26 protein-coding genes and 1 tRNA gene are annotated in these 19,108 nt (G+C 39.5%); 21 read left to right on the top strand and 6 right to left on the bottom strand.

The genetic code is table 11. The features are described 5' to 3' along the window. Positions 1-42 precede the first annotated feature (42 nt). The 7 genes from N521_RS08075 to N521_RS08045 all read left to right on the top strand — a co-directional run bounded on the left by N521_RS08075 (position 43) and on the right by N521_RS08045 (position 8,137). On the top strand, positions 43-1,581 hold the full coding sequence (locus tag N521_RS08075; RefSeq protein ID WP_035390823.1) for a rhomboid family protein: 1,539 nt from the start codon (positions 43-45) through the stop codon (positions 1,579-1,581). A 70-nt stretch (positions 1,582-1,651) separates the two neighbouring features. Then, entirely contained in the window at positions 1,652-1,855 is a 204-nt protein-coding gene (locus N521_RS08070) for a YqgQ family protein (protein ID WP_008342322.1), read from the top strand. Positions 1,856-1,868: 13 nt separating this feature from the next. Next, entirely contained in the window at positions 1,869-2,822 is a 954-nt protein-coding gene (locus N521_RS08065) for an ROK family glucokinase (protein ID WP_035390822.1), read from the top strand. A gap of 212 nt (positions 2,823-3,034) precedes the next feature. Continuing rightward, positions 3,035-4,954, top strand: a complete 1,920-nt coding sequence (locus N521_RS08060; protein ID WP_025207626.1) for an LTA synthase family protein — start codon at positions 3,035-3,037, stop codon at positions 4,952-4,954. Between the two features lie 85 nt (positions 4,955-5,039). Beyond that, a complete protein-coding gene (locus tag N521_RS08055; protein WP_035390821.1) occupies positions 5,040-6,161 on the top strand; it encodes a M14 family metallopeptidase in 1,122 nt (373 codons plus the stop codon). 330 nt (positions 6,162-6,491) lie between these two features. Next, positions 6,492-7,745, top strand: a complete 1,254-nt coding sequence (locus tag N521_RS08050; RefSeq protein WP_035390820.1) for an MFS transporter — start codon at positions 6,492-6,494, stop codon at positions 7,743-7,745. A gap of 77 nt (positions 7,746-7,822) precedes the next feature. After that, positions 7,823-8,137 carry an MTH1187 family thiamine-binding protein gene (locus N521_RS08045; RefSeq protein WP_008342314.1) on the top strand — a complete coding sequence of 105 codons (315 nt, stop codon included), beginning with the start codon at positions 7,823-7,825 and terminating at the stop codon, positions 8,135-8,137. A gap of 24 nt (positions 8,138-8,161) precedes the next feature. Here the strand turns inward: N521_RS08045 and N521_RS19145 are convergent, their stop codons facing one another. Continuing rightward, the gene (locus N521_RS19145; protein WP_003217333.1) at positions 8,162-8,335 is read right to left on the bottom strand and encodes a DUF2759 domain-containing protein; all 174 of its coding nucleotides are present in this window, start codon (positions 8,333-8,335) and stop codon (positions 8,162-8,164) included. Positions 8,336-8,495: 160 nt separating this feature from the next. On the opposite strand from N521_RS19145, the gene N521_RS08035 reads away from it, so the two are divergent. Then, positions 8,496-9,134, top strand: a complete 639-nt coding sequence (locus tag N521_RS08035) for an MBL fold metallo-hydrolase (RefSeq protein ID WP_017357989.1) — start codon at positions 8,496-8,498, stop codon at positions 9,132-9,134. A 48-nt stretch (positions 9,135-9,182) separates the two neighbouring features. Here N521_RS08035 and N521_RS08030 read toward each other — a convergent pair whose 3' ends face one another. Continuing rightward, positions 9,183-9,425 carry a DUF2626 domain-containing protein gene (locus tag N521_RS08030; RefSeq protein ID WP_003217440.1) on the bottom strand — a complete coding sequence of 81 codons (243 nt, stop codon included), beginning with the start codon at positions 9,423-9,425 and terminating at the stop codon, positions 9,183-9,185. A gap of 212 nt (positions 9,426-9,637) precedes the next feature. Here N521_RS08030 and N521_RS08025 point away from each other — a divergent pair, with 212 nt between their 5' ends. Beyond that, positions 9,638-10,018: a Spx/MgsR family RNA polymerase-binding regulatory protein gene (locus N521_RS08025; RefSeq protein ID WP_007501232.1), complete on the top strand. Its 381-nt coding sequence runs from the start codon at positions 9,638-9,640 to the stop codon at positions 10,016-10,018. A gap of 55 nt (positions 10,019-10,073) precedes the next feature. Here N521_RS08025 and N521_RS08020 read toward each other — a convergent pair. After that, positions 10,074-10,144: transfer RNA gene (locus tag N521_RS08020), tRNA-Gln, on the bottom strand. A gap of 99 nt (positions 10,145-10,243) precedes the next feature. Between N521_RS08020 and N521_RS08015 the strand changes: the two genes are divergently transcribed. From N521_RS08015 to N521_RS07975, 9 genes are all read left to right on the top strand, one after another. Then, a complete protein-coding gene (locus N521_RS08015) occupies positions 10,244-11,116 on the top strand; it encodes an STAS domain-containing protein (RefSeq protein ID WP_035390819.1) in 873 nt (290 codons plus the stop codon). A 457-nt stretch (positions 11,117-11,573) separates the two neighbouring features. Further along, the gene (gene comGA / locus N521_RS08010; RefSeq protein WP_035390817.1) at positions 11,574-12,644 is read left to right on the top strand and encodes a competence type IV pilus ATPase ComGA; all 1,071 of its coding nucleotides are present in this window, start codon (positions 11,574-11,576) and stop codon (positions 12,642-12,644) included. Continuing rightward, positions 12,625-13,665, top strand: coding sequence for a competence type IV pilus assembly protein ComGB (comGB, locus tag N521_RS08005; RefSeq protein WP_035390815.1), 1,041 nt, complete (start codon positions 12,625-12,627; stop codon positions 13,663-13,665). Before comGA ends, comGB begins: the two co-directional genes overlap by 20 nt. Positions 13,666-13,681: 16 nt before the next feature. Beyond that, positions 13,682-13,975, top strand: coding sequence for a competence type IV pilus major pilin ComGC (comGC, locus tag N521_RS08000; protein WP_008342186.1), 294 nt, complete (start codon positions 13,682-13,684; stop codon positions 13,973-13,975). After that, the gene (comGD, locus tag N521_RS07995) at positions 13,968-14,414 is read left to right on the top strand and encodes a competence type IV pilus minor pilin ComGD (RefSeq protein ID WP_008342187.1); all 447 of its coding nucleotides are present in this window, start codon (positions 13,968-13,970) and stop codon (positions 14,412-14,414) included. Before comGC ends, comGD begins: the two co-directional genes overlap by 8 nt. Beyond that, entirely contained in the window at positions 14,398-14,712 is a 315-nt protein-coding gene (comGE, locus tag N521_RS19885; protein ID WP_008342188.1) for a competence type IV pilus minor pilin ComGE, read from the top strand. The genes comGD and comGE overlap by 17 nt, the downstream gene beginning before the upstream one ends. After that, entirely contained in the window at positions 14,654-15,151 is a 498-nt protein-coding gene (gene comGF / locus N521_RS07985; protein ID WP_019743636.1) for a competence type IV pilus minor pilin ComGF, read from the top strand. Before comGE ends, comGF begins: the two co-directional genes overlap by 59 nt. Beyond that, complete coding sequence (locus tag N521_RS07980) at positions 15,148-15,531, top strand: competence type IV pilus minor pilin ComGG (protein WP_008342190.1); 384 nt, start codon at positions 15,148-15,150, stop codon at positions 15,529-15,531. The genes comGF and N521_RS07980 overlap by 4 nt, the downstream gene beginning before the upstream one ends. A 60-nt stretch (positions 15,532-15,591) precedes the next feature. Beyond that, positions 15,592-15,780 carry a YqzE family protein gene (locus tag N521_RS07975; protein ID WP_017367591.1) on the top strand — a complete coding sequence of 63 codons (189 nt, stop codon included), beginning with the start codon at positions 15,592-15,594 and terminating at the stop codon, positions 15,778-15,780. A 35-nt stretch (positions 15,781-15,815) separates the two neighbouring features. On the opposite strand, the gene N521_RS07970 is transcribed toward N521_RS07975, so the two are convergent. Continuing rightward, positions 15,816-16,142, bottom strand: a complete 327-nt coding sequence (locus N521_RS07970; protein WP_007501224.1) for a DUF3889 domain-containing protein — start codon at positions 16,140-16,142, stop codon at positions 15,816-15,818. Between the two features lie 252 nt (positions 16,143-16,394). Here N521_RS07970 and tapA point away from each other — a divergent pair, with 252 nt between their 5' ends. The 3 genes from tapA to tasA are packed head-to-tail and all read left to right on the top strand — an operon-like array spanning position 16,395 to position 18,403. Beyond that, complete coding sequence (gene tapA / locus N521_RS07965; RefSeq protein WP_035390809.1) at positions 16,395-16,922, top strand: amyloid fiber anchoring/assembly protein TapA; 528 nt, start codon at positions 16,395-16,397, stop codon at positions 16,920-16,922. A gap of 49 nt (positions 16,923-16,971) precedes the next feature. After that, positions 16,972-17,544 (top strand): signal peptidase I SipW, encoded by a 573-nt coding sequence (gene sipW / locus N521_RS07960; RefSeq protein WP_035390807.1) that lies wholly within the window; start codon positions 16,972-16,974, stop codon positions 17,542-17,544. 58 nt (positions 17,545-17,602) lie between these two features. Next, entirely contained in the window at positions 17,603-18,403 is an 801-nt protein-coding gene (gene tasA, locus N521_RS07955) for a biofilm matrix protein TasA (RefSeq protein WP_035390805.1), read from the top strand. 67 nt (positions 18,404-18,470) lie between these two features. Here tasA and sinR read toward each other — a convergent pair whose 3' ends face one another. Further along, positions 18,471-18,806, bottom strand: a complete 336-nt coding sequence (gene sinR / locus N521_RS07950; protein WP_017357978.1) for a transcriptional regulator SinR — start codon at positions 18,804-18,806, stop codon at positions 18,471-18,473. A gap of 33 nt (positions 18,807-18,839) precedes the next feature. Next, positions 18,840-19,004: an anti-repressor SinI family protein gene (locus tag N521_RS19140; protein ID WP_080934047.1), complete on the bottom strand. Its 165-nt coding sequence runs from the start codon at positions 19,002-19,004 to the stop codon at positions 18,840-18,842. Between the last annotated feature and the right edge of the window lie 104 nt (positions 19,005-19,108).

The raw sequence follows: 19,108 nt of genomic DNA, 5'->3' as shown, positions 1-19,108 counted from the left end.
GTAATTCTTGCTATAATAATGTAAAAAATGGAGCGCGAATGAATGAATGTCATAGATAGTCTATTTTGGCGAGTGATTGATGAACTCAGACAAAAAGGATACGAGATGATTCAAAGCCCGTACCCAGAAGATGAAATCTTTTTTGAAGCACCACGAAACTCAGGATATGATCTCATCCGTCTATATAGAAGAGATGTGAATTTTAGACAGGAGATCGTTCGAGATATGGAAGAGCAGGCTTTTCGGATGAATCAGTTGAGAGAAGCCATGCGTAAACGTTCTCTCCATCTCCTGCAGCTACAATTTACAGCTGATCATCCAGTAGATGATTGGGAAGACATAAACGGTCAACCGCAAAAACAGCAAAAGGTGACGGTGACACCTGTTTTACTGAATGAAGAAACCCTTCAAAACGATGGACACGAGCTGCAAAAATGGCTGAATACATCACTTTCGATTGATGTAGAAGAGGCGAAAGCAGATACAGCCGAAGATGTGATGCAGCTTAAAATGAACGTGCTTCAGGCATTTCAAGATCAGGAAAAGCAGCGTGAACGAGAACGGGCCGTTTTTCAAAATGGCAGACCGATTTTTACCTATATGTTAATCGCAGTCCAAGTGGTGATGTTTCTTTTACTTGAATTATCTGGTGGAAGTACCAATACAGCCACTTTAACAGCATTTGGTGCGAAAAATAATATGCTGATTTTAGAGGGTGAATGGTGGCGTTTTGTGACACCTATGTTTTTACACATTGGTTTGACGCATTTACTCTTTAATACATTTGCTCTTTGGTCCGTTGGAGCGGCTGTTGAGAGAATTTATGGTTCAGGAAGATTTTTGCTCATTTATTTAATTTCCGGCATCTTTGGCTCCATAGCGAGCTTTGTGTTTAATACAGCCATCGCAGCAGGAGCATCAGGTGCGATCTTTGGCTGTTTAGGCGCATTGTTATATTTAGCGATTTCTAACCGGAAGCTCTTCTTTCGTACGATGGGGACAAATATTATCGTTATTATCCTCATCAATTTAGGGATAGGTTTCACTGTATCAGGGATTGATAATGCAGGGCATCTTGGGGGGCTTGCTGGCGGATTTTTAGCCGCTTTAGCGGTCCGTCTTCCTAAACAGTTTCAGCCTGTCAAAATGCTTCTTGCTAGTCTTCTTCTCCTCCTTATTGGCGGCTTTGGATTGTATACAGGGTTTCATTCAGACGATCAAAAAGAAGCGGCGGCAACTAGCGAGGCAGCGAGTTTATTTGATGAAAAGAACTATAGCGAAGCAAGTCAGCGTCTAGAGGAATATGTAAAGCAAAAGGATGCCTCAGCTGAAGCACTTCATATTTATGCGCTTTCCGAAGCGCAGCTTGGACATCTTGACAAGGCCATTGAGTATTTGCAAAAGTCGCTTGAAAAAGATCCTAATGAGCCGAATAAATTGTATCACTTATCGTTGTTATATGTAGAAAAAGGCGAGACAGCGGAGGCAGACGACTTCATCGAAAAAGCATTAAAACAAGATCCGCAAAATGACCAATTTTTAAAGTTGAAACAATATATTGAAAACACTCAAACACGTTGAATGACTTGACTGAAAGCGTATTTATGAATACGCTTATCCTATCTGTTGATTTAGAGAAATGGTGAAAGTAATGAAAACGTTATATGATGTACAGCAGCTGCTCATGAGATTTGGAAATTACGTGTATTTCGGAGATCGTGAAGTGGAATTAGAATTTATGGCAGATGAATTGAAGGAAATGTACACATCGGGCATCATCGATCGAACTGAATGGTCAAACGCAATGACCATCCTTCAAATGGAACTAGCCAAATTAAACCGAAAAACAATGTGAAGGTGGAGGACATATGACAGGGGATTGGTTTGTAGGAGTTGATCTTGGCGGTACGACAATTAAGCTTGCGTTTATTAATCTTTATGGTGAAATTCAGCATAAGTGGGAGATTCCTACGGATAAATCTGGGCAGACAATTACAGTCGACATTGCCAAGTCAATTGACCATAAACTAGTTGAGATCAGCATGCCGAAATCAGCCCTAATTGGGATCGGTATGGGGGCACCTGGACCAGTGGATAAAGTATCCGGAATTGTCTATAAAACAACGAATCTGGGCTGGACAAACTATCCCTTGAAAGACCATTTAGAGGCAGAGACAGGACTTCCATCTGTCATCGAAAATGATGCAAACATTGCTGCACTCGGTGAAATGTGGAAGGGTGCAGGTGATGGCGCCAAAAACATCCTGATGGTTACACTGGGCACAGGGGTTGGCGGCGGTATTATTGTCAATGGAGAAGTGGTTCAAGGCGAAACAGGTGCTGGTGGAGAAATTGGTCATATTTGTGCCGTTCCATTTCAAGGAGCACCATGTAACTGCGGGAGAACAGGCTGTATTGAAACCATTGCGTCTGCCACAGGTATCGTCCGAATCGCAAAGGATTCATTACAAACAAAGAGCCATACATCATCACTTGGCTCACTTACTTCGCTGTCTGCAAAGGATGTATTTGAGGCAGCAGAAAACGGAGACGAACTGGGGATGCGTGTCGTAGATGAAGTGACAACCCATCTTGGTCTTGTCCTTGCGAATCTGGCTAGTGCCTTAAACCCAACAAAAATCGTCATTGGCGGGGGTGTATCTAAAGCGGGCGAGCTTCTTCGCAGTAAAGTAGAGCGTGTCGTCAAACATCATGCCTTCCCGCCATGTGCTGAGGATGTTGAAGTGGTAATTGCCTCACTAGGAAACGATGCAGGCGTGATCGGCGGTGCATGGATGGCAAAAAACAAGTGGCTGTCTTGAACAAAAATGTCATAATGATGTCATTTTTATTAAAATCAGCGATAGATAGGCATGAAATTGAATGTTTAGCATATTCATAAGTTTGTCATGGGGAAAAAGACATTGATTTTCCAGCATAGACAGGATAAGATATACTTTAGTTATTTTTGAAGAAGCACCAATAATTGGGGATGTCCCTAACCTGAGTGCGTTTTTAGCATAAGGAGGTTACAATGCGAAAGAAAAGATTAAAGGCGATTTCATTTTTACTGATTGCGACTTTGTTAATGTGGGTGAAAACCTATGTTATCTATAAATCTAGTTTTAATATCAAAATTGAAAATTTCATGCAGGAATTTATCCTGTTTATTAATCCGCTTAGCTTTCTCTTGTTTATCTTCGGTATCGGTTTATTCTTTAAAGAAAAAAATCGCAATCGATATATCATCGTGACGAGTTTTGTTCTGACATTTATTTTGTTAGCTAACATTGTATTTTATCGATTCTACAGTGATTTTCTAACCATCCCCGTCCTATTTCAAACAAACAATATGGGTGACCTCGGGTCAAGTATTACCTCTTTAATTGAACCAGTTGATTTTCTGATGTTTGTTGATATCATCATTTTAATTTGGCTCTATAAAAAACAGCCTTCCTTTAGAACAGATGTAACGATTTCACGTAAGGGACGTGCAGCTTATTATTTATTTGTGGCAGCCACTTTCTTCTTTAACCTTGGTTTGGCTGAAACAGAAAGACCAGAGCTGTTAACTCGTTCATTTGACCGTGAGATGCTAGTGAAAAACATCAGCTTATATAACTTCCATATTTATGATGGGGTTCTGCAATCGAAGCAATCCGCTCAGCGAGCACTTGCCGACAGCAATAGCTTAACTGAAATTGAAAACTATGTAAGCGCAAATCAAACAGACCGTAATGAAAAGACGTTTGGTCAAGCAAAAGGACGAAATGTCATTCTAGTATCGCTTGAGTCTACTCAGAGCTTTGTGATCAATGAAAAATTGAATGGGAAAGAGATCACGCCGTTCTTAAACAAATTGATCAAGAAAAGCTACAATTTCAGTAATTTCTATCATCAAACGGGTCAAGGGAAAACATCCGACTCCGAGTTTATTGTTGATAATTCACTCTATCCGCTTGGAAGAGGAGCTGTATTTTTCACAAATCCAAGCAACGAGTTCAAAGCCGCACCTGAGTTGTTAAAAGAGGAAGGCTATCATTCTTCTGTTATTCATGCGAATAACAAAAGTTTCTGGAACCGTGACCTGATCTATGACAGCTTTGGCTACGACAAATTTTTTGATATTAAATCATTCGATGTAAATGAAGAAAATTCAGTTGGCTGGGGACTAAAAGATGGTCCGTTTTTTGAGCAGTCAGTGGATTTAATGAAAACGATCCCGCAGCCGTTCTATACGAGATTGATTACATTAACGAACCATTTTCCATTCGACTTAGATGAAGAAGATAAGCTCATTGATGAATATGACTCAAAGAGCAAAACGTTGAACAAATACTTCCCTACAGTGCGTTATCAAGATGAGGCACTCAAGCTTTTCTTTAAAAAAATGAAGGAAGCAGGGTTATACGATAACTCCATTTTTGTGTTATATGGGGATCACTACGGGATTTCTGAAAACCATAACGAAGCAATGGGACAATTCTTAAACAAAGACATTACACCTTTTGAAGAAGTTCAGCTTCAAAAAGTACCATTTGTTGTACACATTCCTGGTATCACGGATAAACATCCAAAAGAGATTGATACAGTTGGCGGCCAAGTGGATATCCGTCCAACAGTCATGAACCTTCTAGGAATCGATACAAGTAAGCAAATTCAATTTGGTCATGACCTATTATCAAAAGATACAAATGACTTCACAGTGCTTCGAGATGGAAGTTTTATTACGAAGGACAGTGTTTTCACAGCTGGTGTGTGCTACAACAAAGAAACGGGTGAGCCGAGAGAAGATGAGTCTGGTTGTCAGTCTTATGAAGAAAAGGCAAAACAAGAGCTTCAATTCTCTGATCAAATTATCTATGGAGATCTCCTTAGATTTTATGACCGAAACAACTCGGACCATTCACCATCTAAAAAAGAAGATGACACTGAGCTAAAAAAGGCGTCTTAATTTAACAGAAACCTCTGCTATTTACATGCAGAGGTTTTCTTTTTTTACTTACTGGTTCATATAGTGTGAGAGGGGAGGGATGTAAATGAAAAAGTCGTTTGGCACAATTGAATGGCATCTGGATGAGGCAAGGAAGGAGGATGTGGCAAAGCAGCTTGGTATAGGGAAAGAAGCTTTCCGTTTATCCAATCAGTCAAATACGGATCACCTCCTTTTACCGGGGTATAGACTTCCAGAAGGGACCCATTCATTTCAATCGGTAGGTGATGTGCAAAGCTTCATTGCGCCTTACCGGCTCCAGCAATCAGATGAATGGATCAGCGGAACATTTGAATATGATAGCGCTCACTTAGAAGGAGAGCTTCAATATTTGAAAGCTGTTTTTCCTTTTCTTCAGATGAGTGTGATTGGTCAATCAGTGCTTAATACGCCCATTTATGAAATCCGTACGGAGCCTGTACAACATTTACATTCCATACATGTTAATGCCTCTTTTCATGCAAATGAATGGATCACGACCTCTGTTTTATTAAAATGGCTTAAATCACTTTGTTTAGCGGCCTCGGACCCAGTGCAAGCAAGACATCATGAAGCGGTTCGTATATTGCAGACCACTGCTTTGTCTATTGTACCCATGGTAAATCCAGACGGTGTTGATTTGGTTCGCAATGGCCCAGAATCTTTAGGTCTGTGCCGTGAGGAGTTCGCGCCGCTAAATGGTGGATTTTCCGATTATCGAGAATGGAAGGCGAATATTCGAGGAATTGATTTAAACAATCAATTTCCTGCCTATTGGGAAATCGAATATTATCGTAATAAGCCGAAGGCACCGTCTTATAGGGATTTCCCAGGGCATCAGCCGTTAACAGAACCAGAAGCGAAAGCAATGGCACATCTCGCCTTACGAAAACGCTTTGACCGGCTAATTGCCCTTCATACACAAGGAGAAGAGATATACTGGGGGTTTCTTGGCCACGAACCGGCCATTTCAAAAGAGACGGTCGAACGGTTAGAACGGGTGAGCGGTTACAAAGCGATTCAATATCTTGATAGCTATGCAGGTTATCGAGATTGGTTTATTTATCAATGTAAAAGTGAGGGCTATACGGTGGAACTTGGGCGAGGAAAGAACCCGCTTTCTATGAGTCAATTTGATTCGATCTATGAAAAAACAAAGCGGTTATTGTGGGAAGCATGTAAGTATTAAAAGCACCTAATTGGTGCTTTCAGCGTGTAGACAAACCCTCGCATTCTTTGTCAGTCCTGCGTGCCGGTGCTCACGAAGGTAAAAGTCTCTCCGCACCAGTACTCGTCCTTCCTAGGGCTGCAAAGGTTTTCTATCACGCTGAAAAGAAGACAAAGGGCTAAAATTAAGTTCATTTTCGCCCTTTGTCAACAATCTTTTAATCCGTTCAAACCAATCAATTTCTTATGGTCAATAAAAACCGTGCTGATGTGATTGACGAGAGCATCCCTGTAAGCTATTGTGAAAGAGTGGTTGTAAAAAAAAGGATATGAATTAGGGAGATGTCGATGATTGAATGCTCAAAGCCTGTGGAAACGGAATTTTACTTATCTATTTGTTTCTAAAATGTGTAAAATTACTGCTGATAGTTTATCTTTTAACACCATTTTGTGGCTTTTAGTGCTAGGGGGAAAAGGAGCAATTGGAACAGCATTTTTTATTGCCGTTAGTTTTGTCCCTCAAGCCATTATTGGGCCGTTTATTACCCCAATGATGAAGCCGCATCAATTGAAATTTTGGATGTGCTTTGCTGATTTAACTCGGGCGGCGATTATACTTGTGATTGTGGTGAGTTACTTTTATGATTTTTCTCCTTTGGCACTCATCATTGCCGGTATGTTGCTGCATTCAGCGACTGGTGGTTCCTATGAACCAGCTTCCGTGTCCATTATTCCAAAGCTTGTGCATGAAGATGTGATACAAAAGGCGAATGCAACCATTCAATCAGCCAGTCATGTGGTCAGGCTTGTGACTGTGACGATTTGTGGTGTCATGATTGCATTTGTAGGGGTAGGATATACAATGCTTGTCATTATTCCTCTTTACCTCATGTCTGCTTTGCTGGTTTTGCTGATTACATATAAAACGGAAGCGATCATGGATAAAGGAAAAAAAGGATTATCATACGGAAAACGATTAATAAGAGGATTTTCACTTGTGAAAAGTCATCATATTTTGTTTCCATTAGCCATTTTTTGTGTCTGCTCCAATTTTGCTGCGGCACCGTGGGAGGCATTGTCGGTTATTTATTTAACAGAAGATTTACATAGTGGACCAGTAGTATATTCATTCATCAAAGTGACCACGGCATTAGGTGCATTTTTGATGGGATTCGTTTTAACAAAGGTGAAAGTGAATCGATACGGTCTGTTGTTTATCGGGGCAGGGATCGTTGATGGAATTGCATTTTTCATTACAGGGATGAATGCTTTATTACCACTTGTGTTTATATCTGCATTTGCCTTAGGTGCAGCCATCAGTGCAGTCAATGTACCTGAACATACGATGATTCAATTGTCAGCAAAAGCGGAGGATCAGCCGCAAGTGTATGCGATTATTAACATGATCTCGTATTTAATGATACCGTTAGGCGCTCTCATTGGTGGTTATATGGCGACGTTATTCGGTTCAGGTTATGTCATTGCAGCAGGAGGACTGATAGAGGCTATTTCAGGTATATGCTTGCTCCTTTTCACAAATATTGGGAAGGTAGAGAGAGCAGATTTGACGATAGAACGGGACAAACCAAGCTTAAACGCCACATGATCATGGCATTTTTGAATCACGATGGGTTACAATGAGAACGAGAAAGAAATAGGATGTCATTGAAAGGAGCAAGAACCATGGCGATAGCAGATGTCACCATCATTCCAATAGGCACTGATACACCAAGCGTGAGTGCATATGTAGCAGACGTACAAAGACTGTTAGAGGGCTTTCAACAAGAAGGGAAAATCAAATATCAGCTCACACCAATGAATACATTAATTGAAGGGGAGCTATCCGTTTTATTTGAGGTCATTCAGCGTATTCATGAAGCTCCATTTGAAAAGGGTTTACACCGAGTAGCAACCAATATCCGCATAGATGACAGAAGAGATCAAACGACCACCCTTTCAAGCAAATTAGAAAGCGTGAATAAACATTTGAATCAATAGAAAAAGCCTGCTGATTGCAGGCTTTTAATGTGCAGTTGGATAACCGCTATAGATGATGGTCATGACGGTAAACCATCCAAAAACCAAAAATGTGGCGCCAGCGAAAGCAATGGCCAGTACGTTCACTTTTTTGAGTGAGCGATAGATGCCGAGAGCGGCTAAAATCGTGACTAGACCAAAAATAATGACGAGCATCATATGAAAGTCCCCCTTTGTCATCAATCCCCTTGATTTCCTTTCTTTTCATTTTAACCGTTTTCATAAAGCTTGTCGAGTACATTCAAGTTGACGATTGTTTGAATTTTTATTGAATAGCCTTCATAATAAAAAAGAATGAAAAAAGTAGTAGGTGATGAAAATGAATTGGAGAAGAATGCCACTAGGCTATGTGCAAGCGAACGCATATATTTGGAAAAATGAACAAGGAGAATGTTTAATTTTTGATCCAGGCGGCGAAGCGCAAAAGCTAATTTCTTATGTGAAAGAAAAACAGCTGAAACCACTTGCAGTCTTACTGACACATGCCCATTTTGATCATATTGGTGCAGCAGATGAGGTGCGTCAAGAATGGGGAATTCCGCTTTATGTCCATGAAAAGGAAAAAGAATGGCTGACAAATGCTCAGCTAAACGGTTCAGCTCGACTAATTGGTAACGGAATTACGGTCAAAGAAGCGGAACAATTGATTACGTCAGAAGGACCTCTTCAAATTGGATCGTTTACATTAGAAATGTTCCACACACCAGGTCATTCACCTGGCAGTGTGTCTTACTATTCAGCGGAAGAGGGATTTGTGATTTCTGGTGATACTTTATTCCAAGGCGGTATCGGGAGAACTGATTTAACGGGCGGTAATCAAGACGTGCTACTTCAATCGATACATGACAAATTGTTGTCATTGCCAGAATCAACTCTTGTGTTAAGTGGACATGGCGAGGAAACAACTGTGCTTACAGAACAGGAGCAAAATCCGTTTATCAATGGGTTTTCTTTATAATCGCACGCACGAAAAAAGCATCTCTTTCAAAGGAGATGCTTTTTTCTATTAATGTCCGGTACCGGGAACCATGATGAAAATCGAATAATATGTAAATCCGGCAAAGAAAATCGTCAAGTACGCTCCGAAAATGTAAATATACATTCTTTCGGATAAATTCAAGTAGGATAAAAATACAAAAAGAACGGTTTGACCGAAGAACAGCAAGGATGCATCTTTCATATGTCCTAAATAGAACATGACAGCAAAAATACCCGTCCAAAACCCAAGAACGCGGAACATGCGATTCATTTCTTTCCCTCCCCTTAAAAAACCCCTTTGATTCATATTATAGCTGATGATCACTTGTTATGTAAACATTTACATTTTTGACAACGTGTGAACATTCATTCTTTCGTTAGAAAAAATTTTTTTGAAAAAGTGATGAAAAAGTGTTTATGCCTAAATTTATGAGGGTACTTAGTCCATAAGAGAAAAGGTTAACGACCTAAGGAGGAAGACTAATGAGTGACATTACTTTTTATTCATACCCAAGCTGCACGTCTTGCCGCAAAACAAAACATTGGTTAAAGGCGAATCAAATTGATTTTAAAGAGCGTCACCTTTTCAGAGAAACGCCAACTCTAGACGAATTGAAAAAAATCCTTTCCTTAACAACAGAAGGAATGGATGAAATTTTAGCTACTCGAAGCCAAGCTTTTAAAAGCTTAAACTTAAATATTAATGATCTAAAAGTAAATGAGGTACTTCAGCTTCTCATTGAAAAGCCAAAGCTGCTCCGGAGACCTATTATCATTGATGGAAATAAATTAGTGGTCGGCTATAATCCAGGAGAACTCATGAAAATTTCAAAAAAGAAAGCGATTCATCAATCGGTTTCCTAATCAAAAACGAAGATCAGCTGAATGATGTTTCAGCCGTCTTCGTTTTTGTGCTGAACTGGGCTAGCTGGGTTCGAACCAACGATCACGGAGTCAAAGTCCATTGCCTTACCACTTGGCTATAGCCCAATATGAAACGTGTAATGCTATTGTTCACCATCTGCGGTCATTTATACATAAAAAGTTGGTTGTCACTAGTTGTAAGTGAAAAAGGAGCGAACGACAGAAATGAAAAATGAAAAATCTGAGCAATTATATGAATTTATTCTTAAAGAAGCCCCTGTCATGACCGAAGAATGGCTGAAAACAAGAACAGAAGAAGGCTCATTATACTCCAAACATGCTTCAGAGGAGACAGAAAAGAAGCTGAAAGAACAAAACACAGCATTTATCCAAACCATTGCAGCAACGTTAGTCACGCTATCAGATAAAGTAGAAGACCACCTAAAAAAGTGGTCGGTTGATATTGCCCGCGATCGAGCTGTTCATGAAGTACCTTTATATGAAATCATCGGACAATTTAAGGTGTTCCGTCACATTTTTTGTTCCAGAATTGAGACCTTTACACAACAAACGGAGCTTGAAGTGACACTCAAAGATGTGTGCGATTGGAATCAGCATTTTCACGCAACATTTGATGACATGATTGCACGTTTATCAGAAGAGTATGACCGCGTGACGATCAATCAGCTTAATGCACAAAGAGAAATGATTCAAGAGCTTAGTGCGCCTGTTATTCCAGTTTCAAAAGAGATCGGTATTTTGCCGCTGATTGGTGAAATTGATACGTACCGGGCAAAAATCATTTTGGAATCAGTACTAGAACAGGCATCTAGACTGCGTCTAACCCATTTATTTATTGATATATCTGGCGTTCCCGTTGTTGATACGATGGTTGCTTATCAGCTGTTTAAAGTGGTTGATAGTGCGAAGTTGCTAGGAATTGAGACGATTATATCAGGCATTCGCCCAGAAATCGCTCAAACTGTAGTGAAACTGGGCATTGATTTCTCAAAAGTAAATACTGAACACAGCCTTGCAAAAGCTTTAGAAAAAAGAGGATTTCGTATCTTTGAAGAGCAGCAGCAAGAAGCAACGTGAACCAAAAAATGTTACTAGTAAAAGTAACGGGTCCATTGACAAGGAGAAACAATATAATGAGCATATGAATGAGATGACCAATTCGCATACAGATTTGGTCTCTTTTTTTACCCATAAATCAGACACGAAAGGATATTCTTTATCTTCAAATCAGTAATCTATTAAGGAGGATTAAATTTGGAGACACCTCCTTGTAACAGATTATCCATAATGAAAGAACCAAATGAAATAATCATCAAAAAGAGGTGCCAATAGCACTTCTTTTTTATTTTCTCCTCTGAACGGAACCCGTTGTTGTAAAAGTCAGATTTTTTGATATGTCCTTCTGTTATTTATAGATGAAATACACCTCAAATTGAACATTTTTAACCTTTTTCAGTCATGAAAATCATGAAATACGCTTTTGTCAGGCACGTTACGCCATCATACAATATGGTCACTGAAAGGAGTGAACCACTTGTATGGTATTGAATATTTGGGGCAAGAGCTGTTAGAAGAGGCGTGCCGAATGAGAGCATCTGATGTGCATATTGTTCCGAGAGAAAAGGAAGCTTCAGTCTCTTTTCGTGTAGACGCTGACCTCATTCAGCAGCGGATCATTGACAAAAAGAGCGGAGAGCGGCTCATTGCTCATTTCAAATTTTTATCTTCTATGGATATTGGTGAAAGAAGGAGACCACAAAATGGATCATTGGCTGTGATGCTAAGACGTGGTCAAGTGTTTGTTCGGCTCTCTACACTACCAACTGTAAATGATGAAAGTCTAGTGATTCGGATTTTACCGCAGGATCATGTGCCTAAAACAAAGTATTTGTCACTGTTCCCGAAAGCTTCAACGAGATTATTATCGTTTCTGAATCATTCGCATGGGCTCATTTTATTTACAGGACCAACAAATTCAGGGAAAACGACAACACTTTATTCATTGATTCAGTTTGCCAAAAAACATTTTAATCGGAATATTATTACCCTTGAAGATCCTGTGGAAACAAGAAATGAAGAAGTGTTGCAGGTTCAAGTAAATGAAAAAGCTGGTATCACGTATGCGGCAGGTTTACGCGCTATTTTAAGACATGATCCAGATATGATTGTGCTTGGAGAAATAAGAGATGCGGAAACAGCCAGAACAGCTATTAGAGCAGCTTTGACAGGCCATTTAGTCATGAGCACACTGCATGCAAAAAATGCAAAAGGAGCTCTTTATCGAATGCTGGAATTTGGTGTGACGATGAATGAACTCGAACAAACAATGGTTGCCATTGCTGCTCAGCGGTTAATCGAACTCGCATGTCCATTTTGCGGCGAAACGTGTGAGCTTTATTGCAAACTAAATCGGCCAGTCAGACGAACAAATGTATTTGAATTGCTTTACGGAAAGGAGCTTGGTGAGTGTATCAAAGAGGCAAAAGGAGAATACGCTCATTCGTCATACGAAACACTGCAAAGATTAATTCGGAAAGGAGTGGCACTCGGCTATTTATCAAAAAGCACATATCATCGCTGGGTTTATGAAGAAGCGAACCTCTAAAGCCTGGTCTAAAAAAGAACAAGCTGAATTCTTATCGAAACTGGCTCAATTGATTCAAGCTGGATATACATTGGTTGAGGCATTAACGATGGTGAATATTCAATTATCAAAAAAACAGCAACAGCGATTAACGCCAGGTATTCAGTGGCTGCTTGAAGGGGAGCCTTTTTACGTTGTACTTGAGCGACTTCATTTTCAGCGGGAAGCCGTCGCTATTCTTTGTTTTTCAGAGAAACATGGCAGCCTAGCGCGAGCTCTTGAACAAAGCGCCCGTTTTTTAGAGAAAAAAATCATGCAGGTAGACACATTCAAGCGTATGTTACGATATCCGATTTTTCTTATGTTTACGGTTTTTGTTGTGCTCATCATTGTTCAGCAAATGATCGTCCCTCAATTTTCTTTATTATATTCATCTATGAATACAAGTATGTCATGGCTCATTCAAGGAATGTTTGGCCTCTTCCAATTCCTACACGCTTTGCTGCTCATGATCGGTTGTATATGTATCTGTCTTTTTGGATATTATGAGCTCTTTTTTAAGAAAAAATCGACCCTTGAGAAACTGAAAGTCATCAGCAGGCTGCCGGTGTTATTTAAAGGGGTGCAGCTGACGCATACGTATCTTTTTTCCCTTCAACTAAGCGGACTTCTTCAAGCTGGGTTATCGATTTACGAAAGTTTGCAAGCTTTTAAACAGCAGACCTATTTACCCTTCCTTCAAGAAATGTCTGAACAAATGATAGGAGAGTTAAGAAAAGGTGAGAGTATGGAACATCAAATAAGCCGGTCTCCTTTTTTCGAAAGGCATTTTGCGGCTGTCATTAAGCATGGGGAAGCAAGTGGGATGCTAGCAAGAGAAATGTACACATATAGTCAATTTCTTTTAGAGAATGCAGAATTGAAAATTGAAAAATGGGTTTCATGGCTGCAGCCTGTCATCTATGGCTTAACAGCATTTCTTATACTCATTGTGTATTTATCTATTCTTTTACCAATGTATCAACTAATGGAACAAGTGTGAAAAGGAGGACTAAAGCATGAATGATAAAGGATTTACACTGTTAGAAATGTTAATTGTTATGCTTGTGATCTCCATTCTTTTATTGATCACCATTCCAAATATCACTCGGCATCATCAAAGCATTCAAGCAAAGGGCTGTGAAGGGCTGAAATCAATGGTGAGTACACAGGTAATGGCATATGAATTAGAGCATGATGGCAAGACGCCATCTTTAGCTGAATTAGAAAAAGAAGGCTATGTCAAAAAGGGATTAACTTGTCCGAATGGAAAGGCAATTTTCATTCAAAATGGGGATGTGAAAAATGAATAAATCGCTTTTCCAGGAGAAAGGATTTACACTCATTGAGCAGCTCTTGATCGTCATGATTTTCTCTATCTTATTATCGATAATAGGTGGAAAAGTTCCCAAAATATTAGAAAGTGCTGAAGCAAAAAAGCAAGTGAACTTGCTAAAACAAGATCTTCAATTGGCATCTTATACTGCATTTATTAAAAAAACACGAGTAACTATTGAGTTTCACCCGCCTAATGTATCTTATCAAGTCATCGAGCAGAATAGTGAGCAGATCATTGCTTCTAATCCACATAAAAAAGGCATCATCAAGCAATCCACATTTCAAAAAGGCCTTCACTTTAATAAAAACGGACATCCAAATAGCGGTGGTTCTCTCATTGTTCAATTTGGCAGTCAAATATATAAACTCACGATTTACTTAGGGAGCGGGCGGATTCATGTTCAGCAACAATAAAGGATTTAGTACGTTTGAGATGCTCTTTTCTTGCCACCTCTTTCTATTTGCTGCTCTTGTGCTCGTGCCATCCTTTGAAAAACTGACAATAGGGAAAGAAGAATTAAGAGCCAAACTGGAAGCTTATCAAATTTTACATGAGTATATGAATAAAGCTTTTATAGAAGGTCAAAAGAAAACAAGTACAAAGAAACGAGGCCAGATCACATATGAATTCATTTGGGGTCAGGAGAAGGGATGTGTTTCATACAAAGTACAAAAAAAGAAGACGATTTGCTTTCGACATTTGGAGCGATGAACAAGGCTTTACACTCGCTCAAGCAATATGGCAATTGCAGCTATTTTTGCTGCTTTCTTTTGGCTGCATGCTGCTTTTATCAATTGTTGAAAAAGCTCATCCGTTTGCAGAAATCAACAAATTTTCGCAAATGGAGTGGAAACAAACGGTCCTGCAATTAGAGGAGGATCTAAATTGTGCTGTCGCTGTAAGAGCGGTGAAAAATGGAACAGCACTGGAGTATATTTCTAATCAAGGGCGAGTGGTGACGATTGAGCCGTATCAAGAGATGCTTCGTAAACGAACGGATCAGGCAGGCCATCTCCCTTTATTACAAAAGGTGAAACAATTCCATGTAAGAACAAAAGAGCAAACCACCACTCTCCAAGTCACAGATGTATTTGGTCAAGTACATGAAGCTGTTTTTTTCACTTACAAAGGAGTGATTCCTAAAACGTGAAAAGAGAAGACGGGTTTATTTATCCTCACGTACTTGCTGTCATTCTTTTATTTTTATTGATTCTAGGCTCAATGACCATTGGGTTTCAAAAAGAGTTGAAAAGTGCAGAGCTCACGATTTCTTTTTATCAAAAACAGCAGTTATTTCGTTTAGGTCTAAGTGAAGCTGCAAACAAATTAAATCGTATTTGTGATCAGCCATTGAGCCCAATTTTCACAGAAGAAGGTCGAGTGACGTTGAAGCGAATTGGGTGTGATGACAGAAAAAAGCTAGTCCGCCTCTTGGTTAACATCGAGACAAAGGGTGGTGTAACTGACGAGCGGGAACTAGAGATGAATAAGGAGACAGGAGAAATCAATCAATGGATCAGCACTTATTAGCGAGTGTATAAAACGATACTCTTCTTGGTAACACTTTAAGGAAGAAGAGGTGAGTGTTCGATGAAGACAAATGATTACGTAAAATATATGACGCAGGAAATCATTAAATACATGAATACACCACGTGATGAGCGGAAAGAACATAAACAGGAAAAAATGGAGACAAAACCACCATTTTCTCAGCGTTTATTTGGTGTTCTGCCTTTTGGCTTCTCAATGATGCTAAAAAAACGTCATCGAAAAAAGTAAAAAGCCGCCAGAAGGCGGTTTTTTTTAATGTCATTTTAGCTGTATTCTTCCACAACAATGACTTTATTGACCTTGTTCGAGTAAGGGTTATAGGAAATGGTGACATATACCCCAAATTCTTTGGCCTGATCTTTCAACGTAATATGATATTGCTTCACGGATTCTTTCTCCCGGTGCCGATCCCACACTTTTTGTTTGAATAAAACATGTGCTAACGGATACCGTTTTTTTGCTTCTTTGACTGCCCTTGTTTCCCATTGATCTGCGGCAGAAGTGATTCCTTTTGCCTCCGCTAGATGGGCGCTTTGGATCAAAGGGCTTAACAGTAAACTGAGCATGATCATGATTCTTCCATAATTCAACTAACATCACCTCACCAATTATTATCCTGACCAAATCCTGCACTTTTATGTAAATTTTTAAGAAGTACAAATGTCACAGAAAAAAATATTGAATATGGCGAAAGAATGAGAAAATGGAAGAATTTTCTCGGTAATGTTCTTGTTTAAGAATAAAATGGACTAATTTGACGTTTTGGATTTTATAGGTAATTCCTTATACTGAGTGTAATCGTTCTTTTTAAAGAACAATTGTTCAAGGAGTTGAAAGATTCAATGAAACAGCCGCTCTTTGTACTATTTTGTGCTATTTGTTTGATTTTCACTTCTTTTTTTATTACGTCTACTAATGCTTCTTTTAACGATGTTGAGCATTCGAATTTTGTCATGAAAACATGTGAAAATTTCGAAGAGACAGATCAGCATTGCCAGCCGAAGAAATGGGATAGAAGCCATTTGAAACTGATCGATCAAACGATCATTGAGGGGACAGTCTGTGCGCCTCAAAAGCTGAGCATGTCACTAAAAAATATTGGACAACCCATCGCGCACTCTGAATGGAAGTGGGAACTACATAAAGTAGAGAGTGTTCAGATGTCATTACAAGATGGCCATGTTATTGAAAAAGGTGCTATACAGTCCCTCTCATCAGAAGAAACGACGACTGTCACGTCAGTTAAAGCAAAAACAAATGGAATCTATGTGTTTAAAATCTATTATCCTAAAGGGTTTGGTGGTTCTGAAAAGCCATTCTTTACGTCTCGACATATGCAGCTTTCGAATTGTCAAGAAAAGGTGTCCTAAAGGGGACTAGTCTTTTGAATGAAACATGATATGTAAAGGGGAGAAAGGTATGAAAAAGTGGATGAAAATGTCTGGGAGTATTCTTTACGCGCTGGTCTTCACGATGATGATTGTGTGTATTATTGTCGTGTTGTCATCAAGAACAACAGGAGGAGATCCTCAGATTTTTGGTTATGAGTTCAAGCAAGTATTATCTGGATCAATGGAACCTGAATTTTCGACTGGTTCATTGATTGTCGTGAAACATGTCACCTCACCTGAAACACTCAAAAAAGGGGATGTTATTACGTTTCAAACGAAGCAAGACCAATCCTTTGTGACTCACCGCATTGTTGGGGTGAAAGGAAAAGGAGTAAATAAAGCCTTTGAGACAAAAGGAGACCACAATATGTATCAAGACGGCACGCTCGTCAAAGCGAATCAAGTGACTGCGCAGTATACGGGCGTGAACATTCCTTATGCAGGAAAGCTTCTTTCGTATGCAGGAACTTCTGCTGGGACCGCTCTTTTGCTCATTATTCCAGGGGTGATGCTGCTTGTTTATTCAACCATTCATTTTGTTGGTGCTGCCAAACATAGAAGACATACGGCTGAGTTACATATGTCAGAGGAACAAGCATAAATTTTCGTTTGTAACCTAAATCAGGTTTCAATAAAACAATTTATTAGGGGGTTCAATCATGGCAATGAAAAAATCAATTCGTTTAGGTGTTTTATCAGGAGCATTAGGTCTTGCTTTAATTGGAGGGGGAACGTGGGCTGCATTTAATGATGTTGAGACGGCAAACGCGGTCTACTCTACAGGAGAGCTGAATCTATCTGCAAAAGAGAATTCCGGCGCCATCAACCTTGCGAACATAAAACCCGGTGACCGTATAAAGAAGGAATTTAATTTTGAAAATAAAGGGTCTCTTGCAATTAATCAAGTCCTGATGAGTCTTGATTACAGCCAATTTCAAGATGGAACATCAGCGAAAAATGGCGGGAAGAATACAGCTGAAGAATTCCTCAGCCAATTTCAGGTGAGTGTTCTAACGGTTGGAGCCGAAGGTGGGAATGGATACCCGAAAAATATTATTTTAGACCATGCAAACCTGCTTGACCTGCATTTATTAACGTCAAAGCAGGATCAGACCGCATTTGAAAAGCTTCGTCATGCCGTCGATGAGAAGTTTTTACATGAAAGTGGTAAAATTAATGTTGCCACCGTTGATGGGTCAACAGCTCCAGAGTATGACGGCATTCCAAAGAATCCGTTTGATTACGATAAAATGGAAATGATCATTGAATTTGTCAATGACCAGACGAAGGATAAAGCGGGTCACTATATCCAAAATAAATACCAAGGCGATGCGATTCAAATTGATCTTTCCTTCGAAGCGACTCAGTGGAATGGTTTAACGATCAATCCAAAAAAGCATACGGATGAAAAAGGCTACGTGAAAGAAAACGAAAAAGCACACAGCGAAGATAAAAAATAAAGTCAGTCTTTAGACTGATAACAAGATCTGCATAGCAATTGGAGGAGTATGCGCTAAAACATGCGCATTACTCCTCTTCTTGCTTTTTTTTCCAGATTTGATAATCTAAAAATTCACGAAATTGCTTTTTCGAAACCCCTGATGTCATTGCATCTCGAACTAGTTTTTCCCATTCACTATCTAATTGACCATCGTATTCGGTTTCATCATTTTCGTTTAACAGTGTATGAACCGAGACGTCCAGAACAGCGGAGACTTTTTCAAGAAATTGAATGGAGGGGTTTGTTTGCAAGTTTCTTTCTATTGAACTTAAATAAGACTTCGCTACCCCAGCCTTTTCGGCCAGTTCTGATAGTGAGTAGCCTTTTTCATTGCGGTATTGTTTAATACGCTGGCCAATCAATGTCATCACCTTCCTTTCGATATTATAGCACATTCAGAAAGGTTTGATAGAATGACTTCTTGCCATAGGGGGAGACTCAGAGGACTTTTTGCGTGATTTGAGAAAATGACGGACTTCTTCAACTGTTAGTCCTGCTTTGCGCGCTTCGCGTAATAATTGAACCCATTCACTGTCTAATAACTTCGTTTTCTTTTCCATACAAATACCCTCCTAAAATACTGAATCGTGTATTTCAGGCACTTAACGCATGAAATGGAAAAACACAGGTGATAAGACCTCATAGATTGCTTGCGTCATGTTTC

The sequence above is a fragment of the Bacillus sp. UNC125MFCrub1.1 genome, from assembly GCF_000701305.1.
Taxonomy (GTDB): Bacteria; Bacillota; Bacilli; order Bacillales; family Bacillaceae; genus Bacillus; species Bacillus altitudinis.
This window is presented reverse-complemented; position numbering and strand designations above follow the sequence as displayed.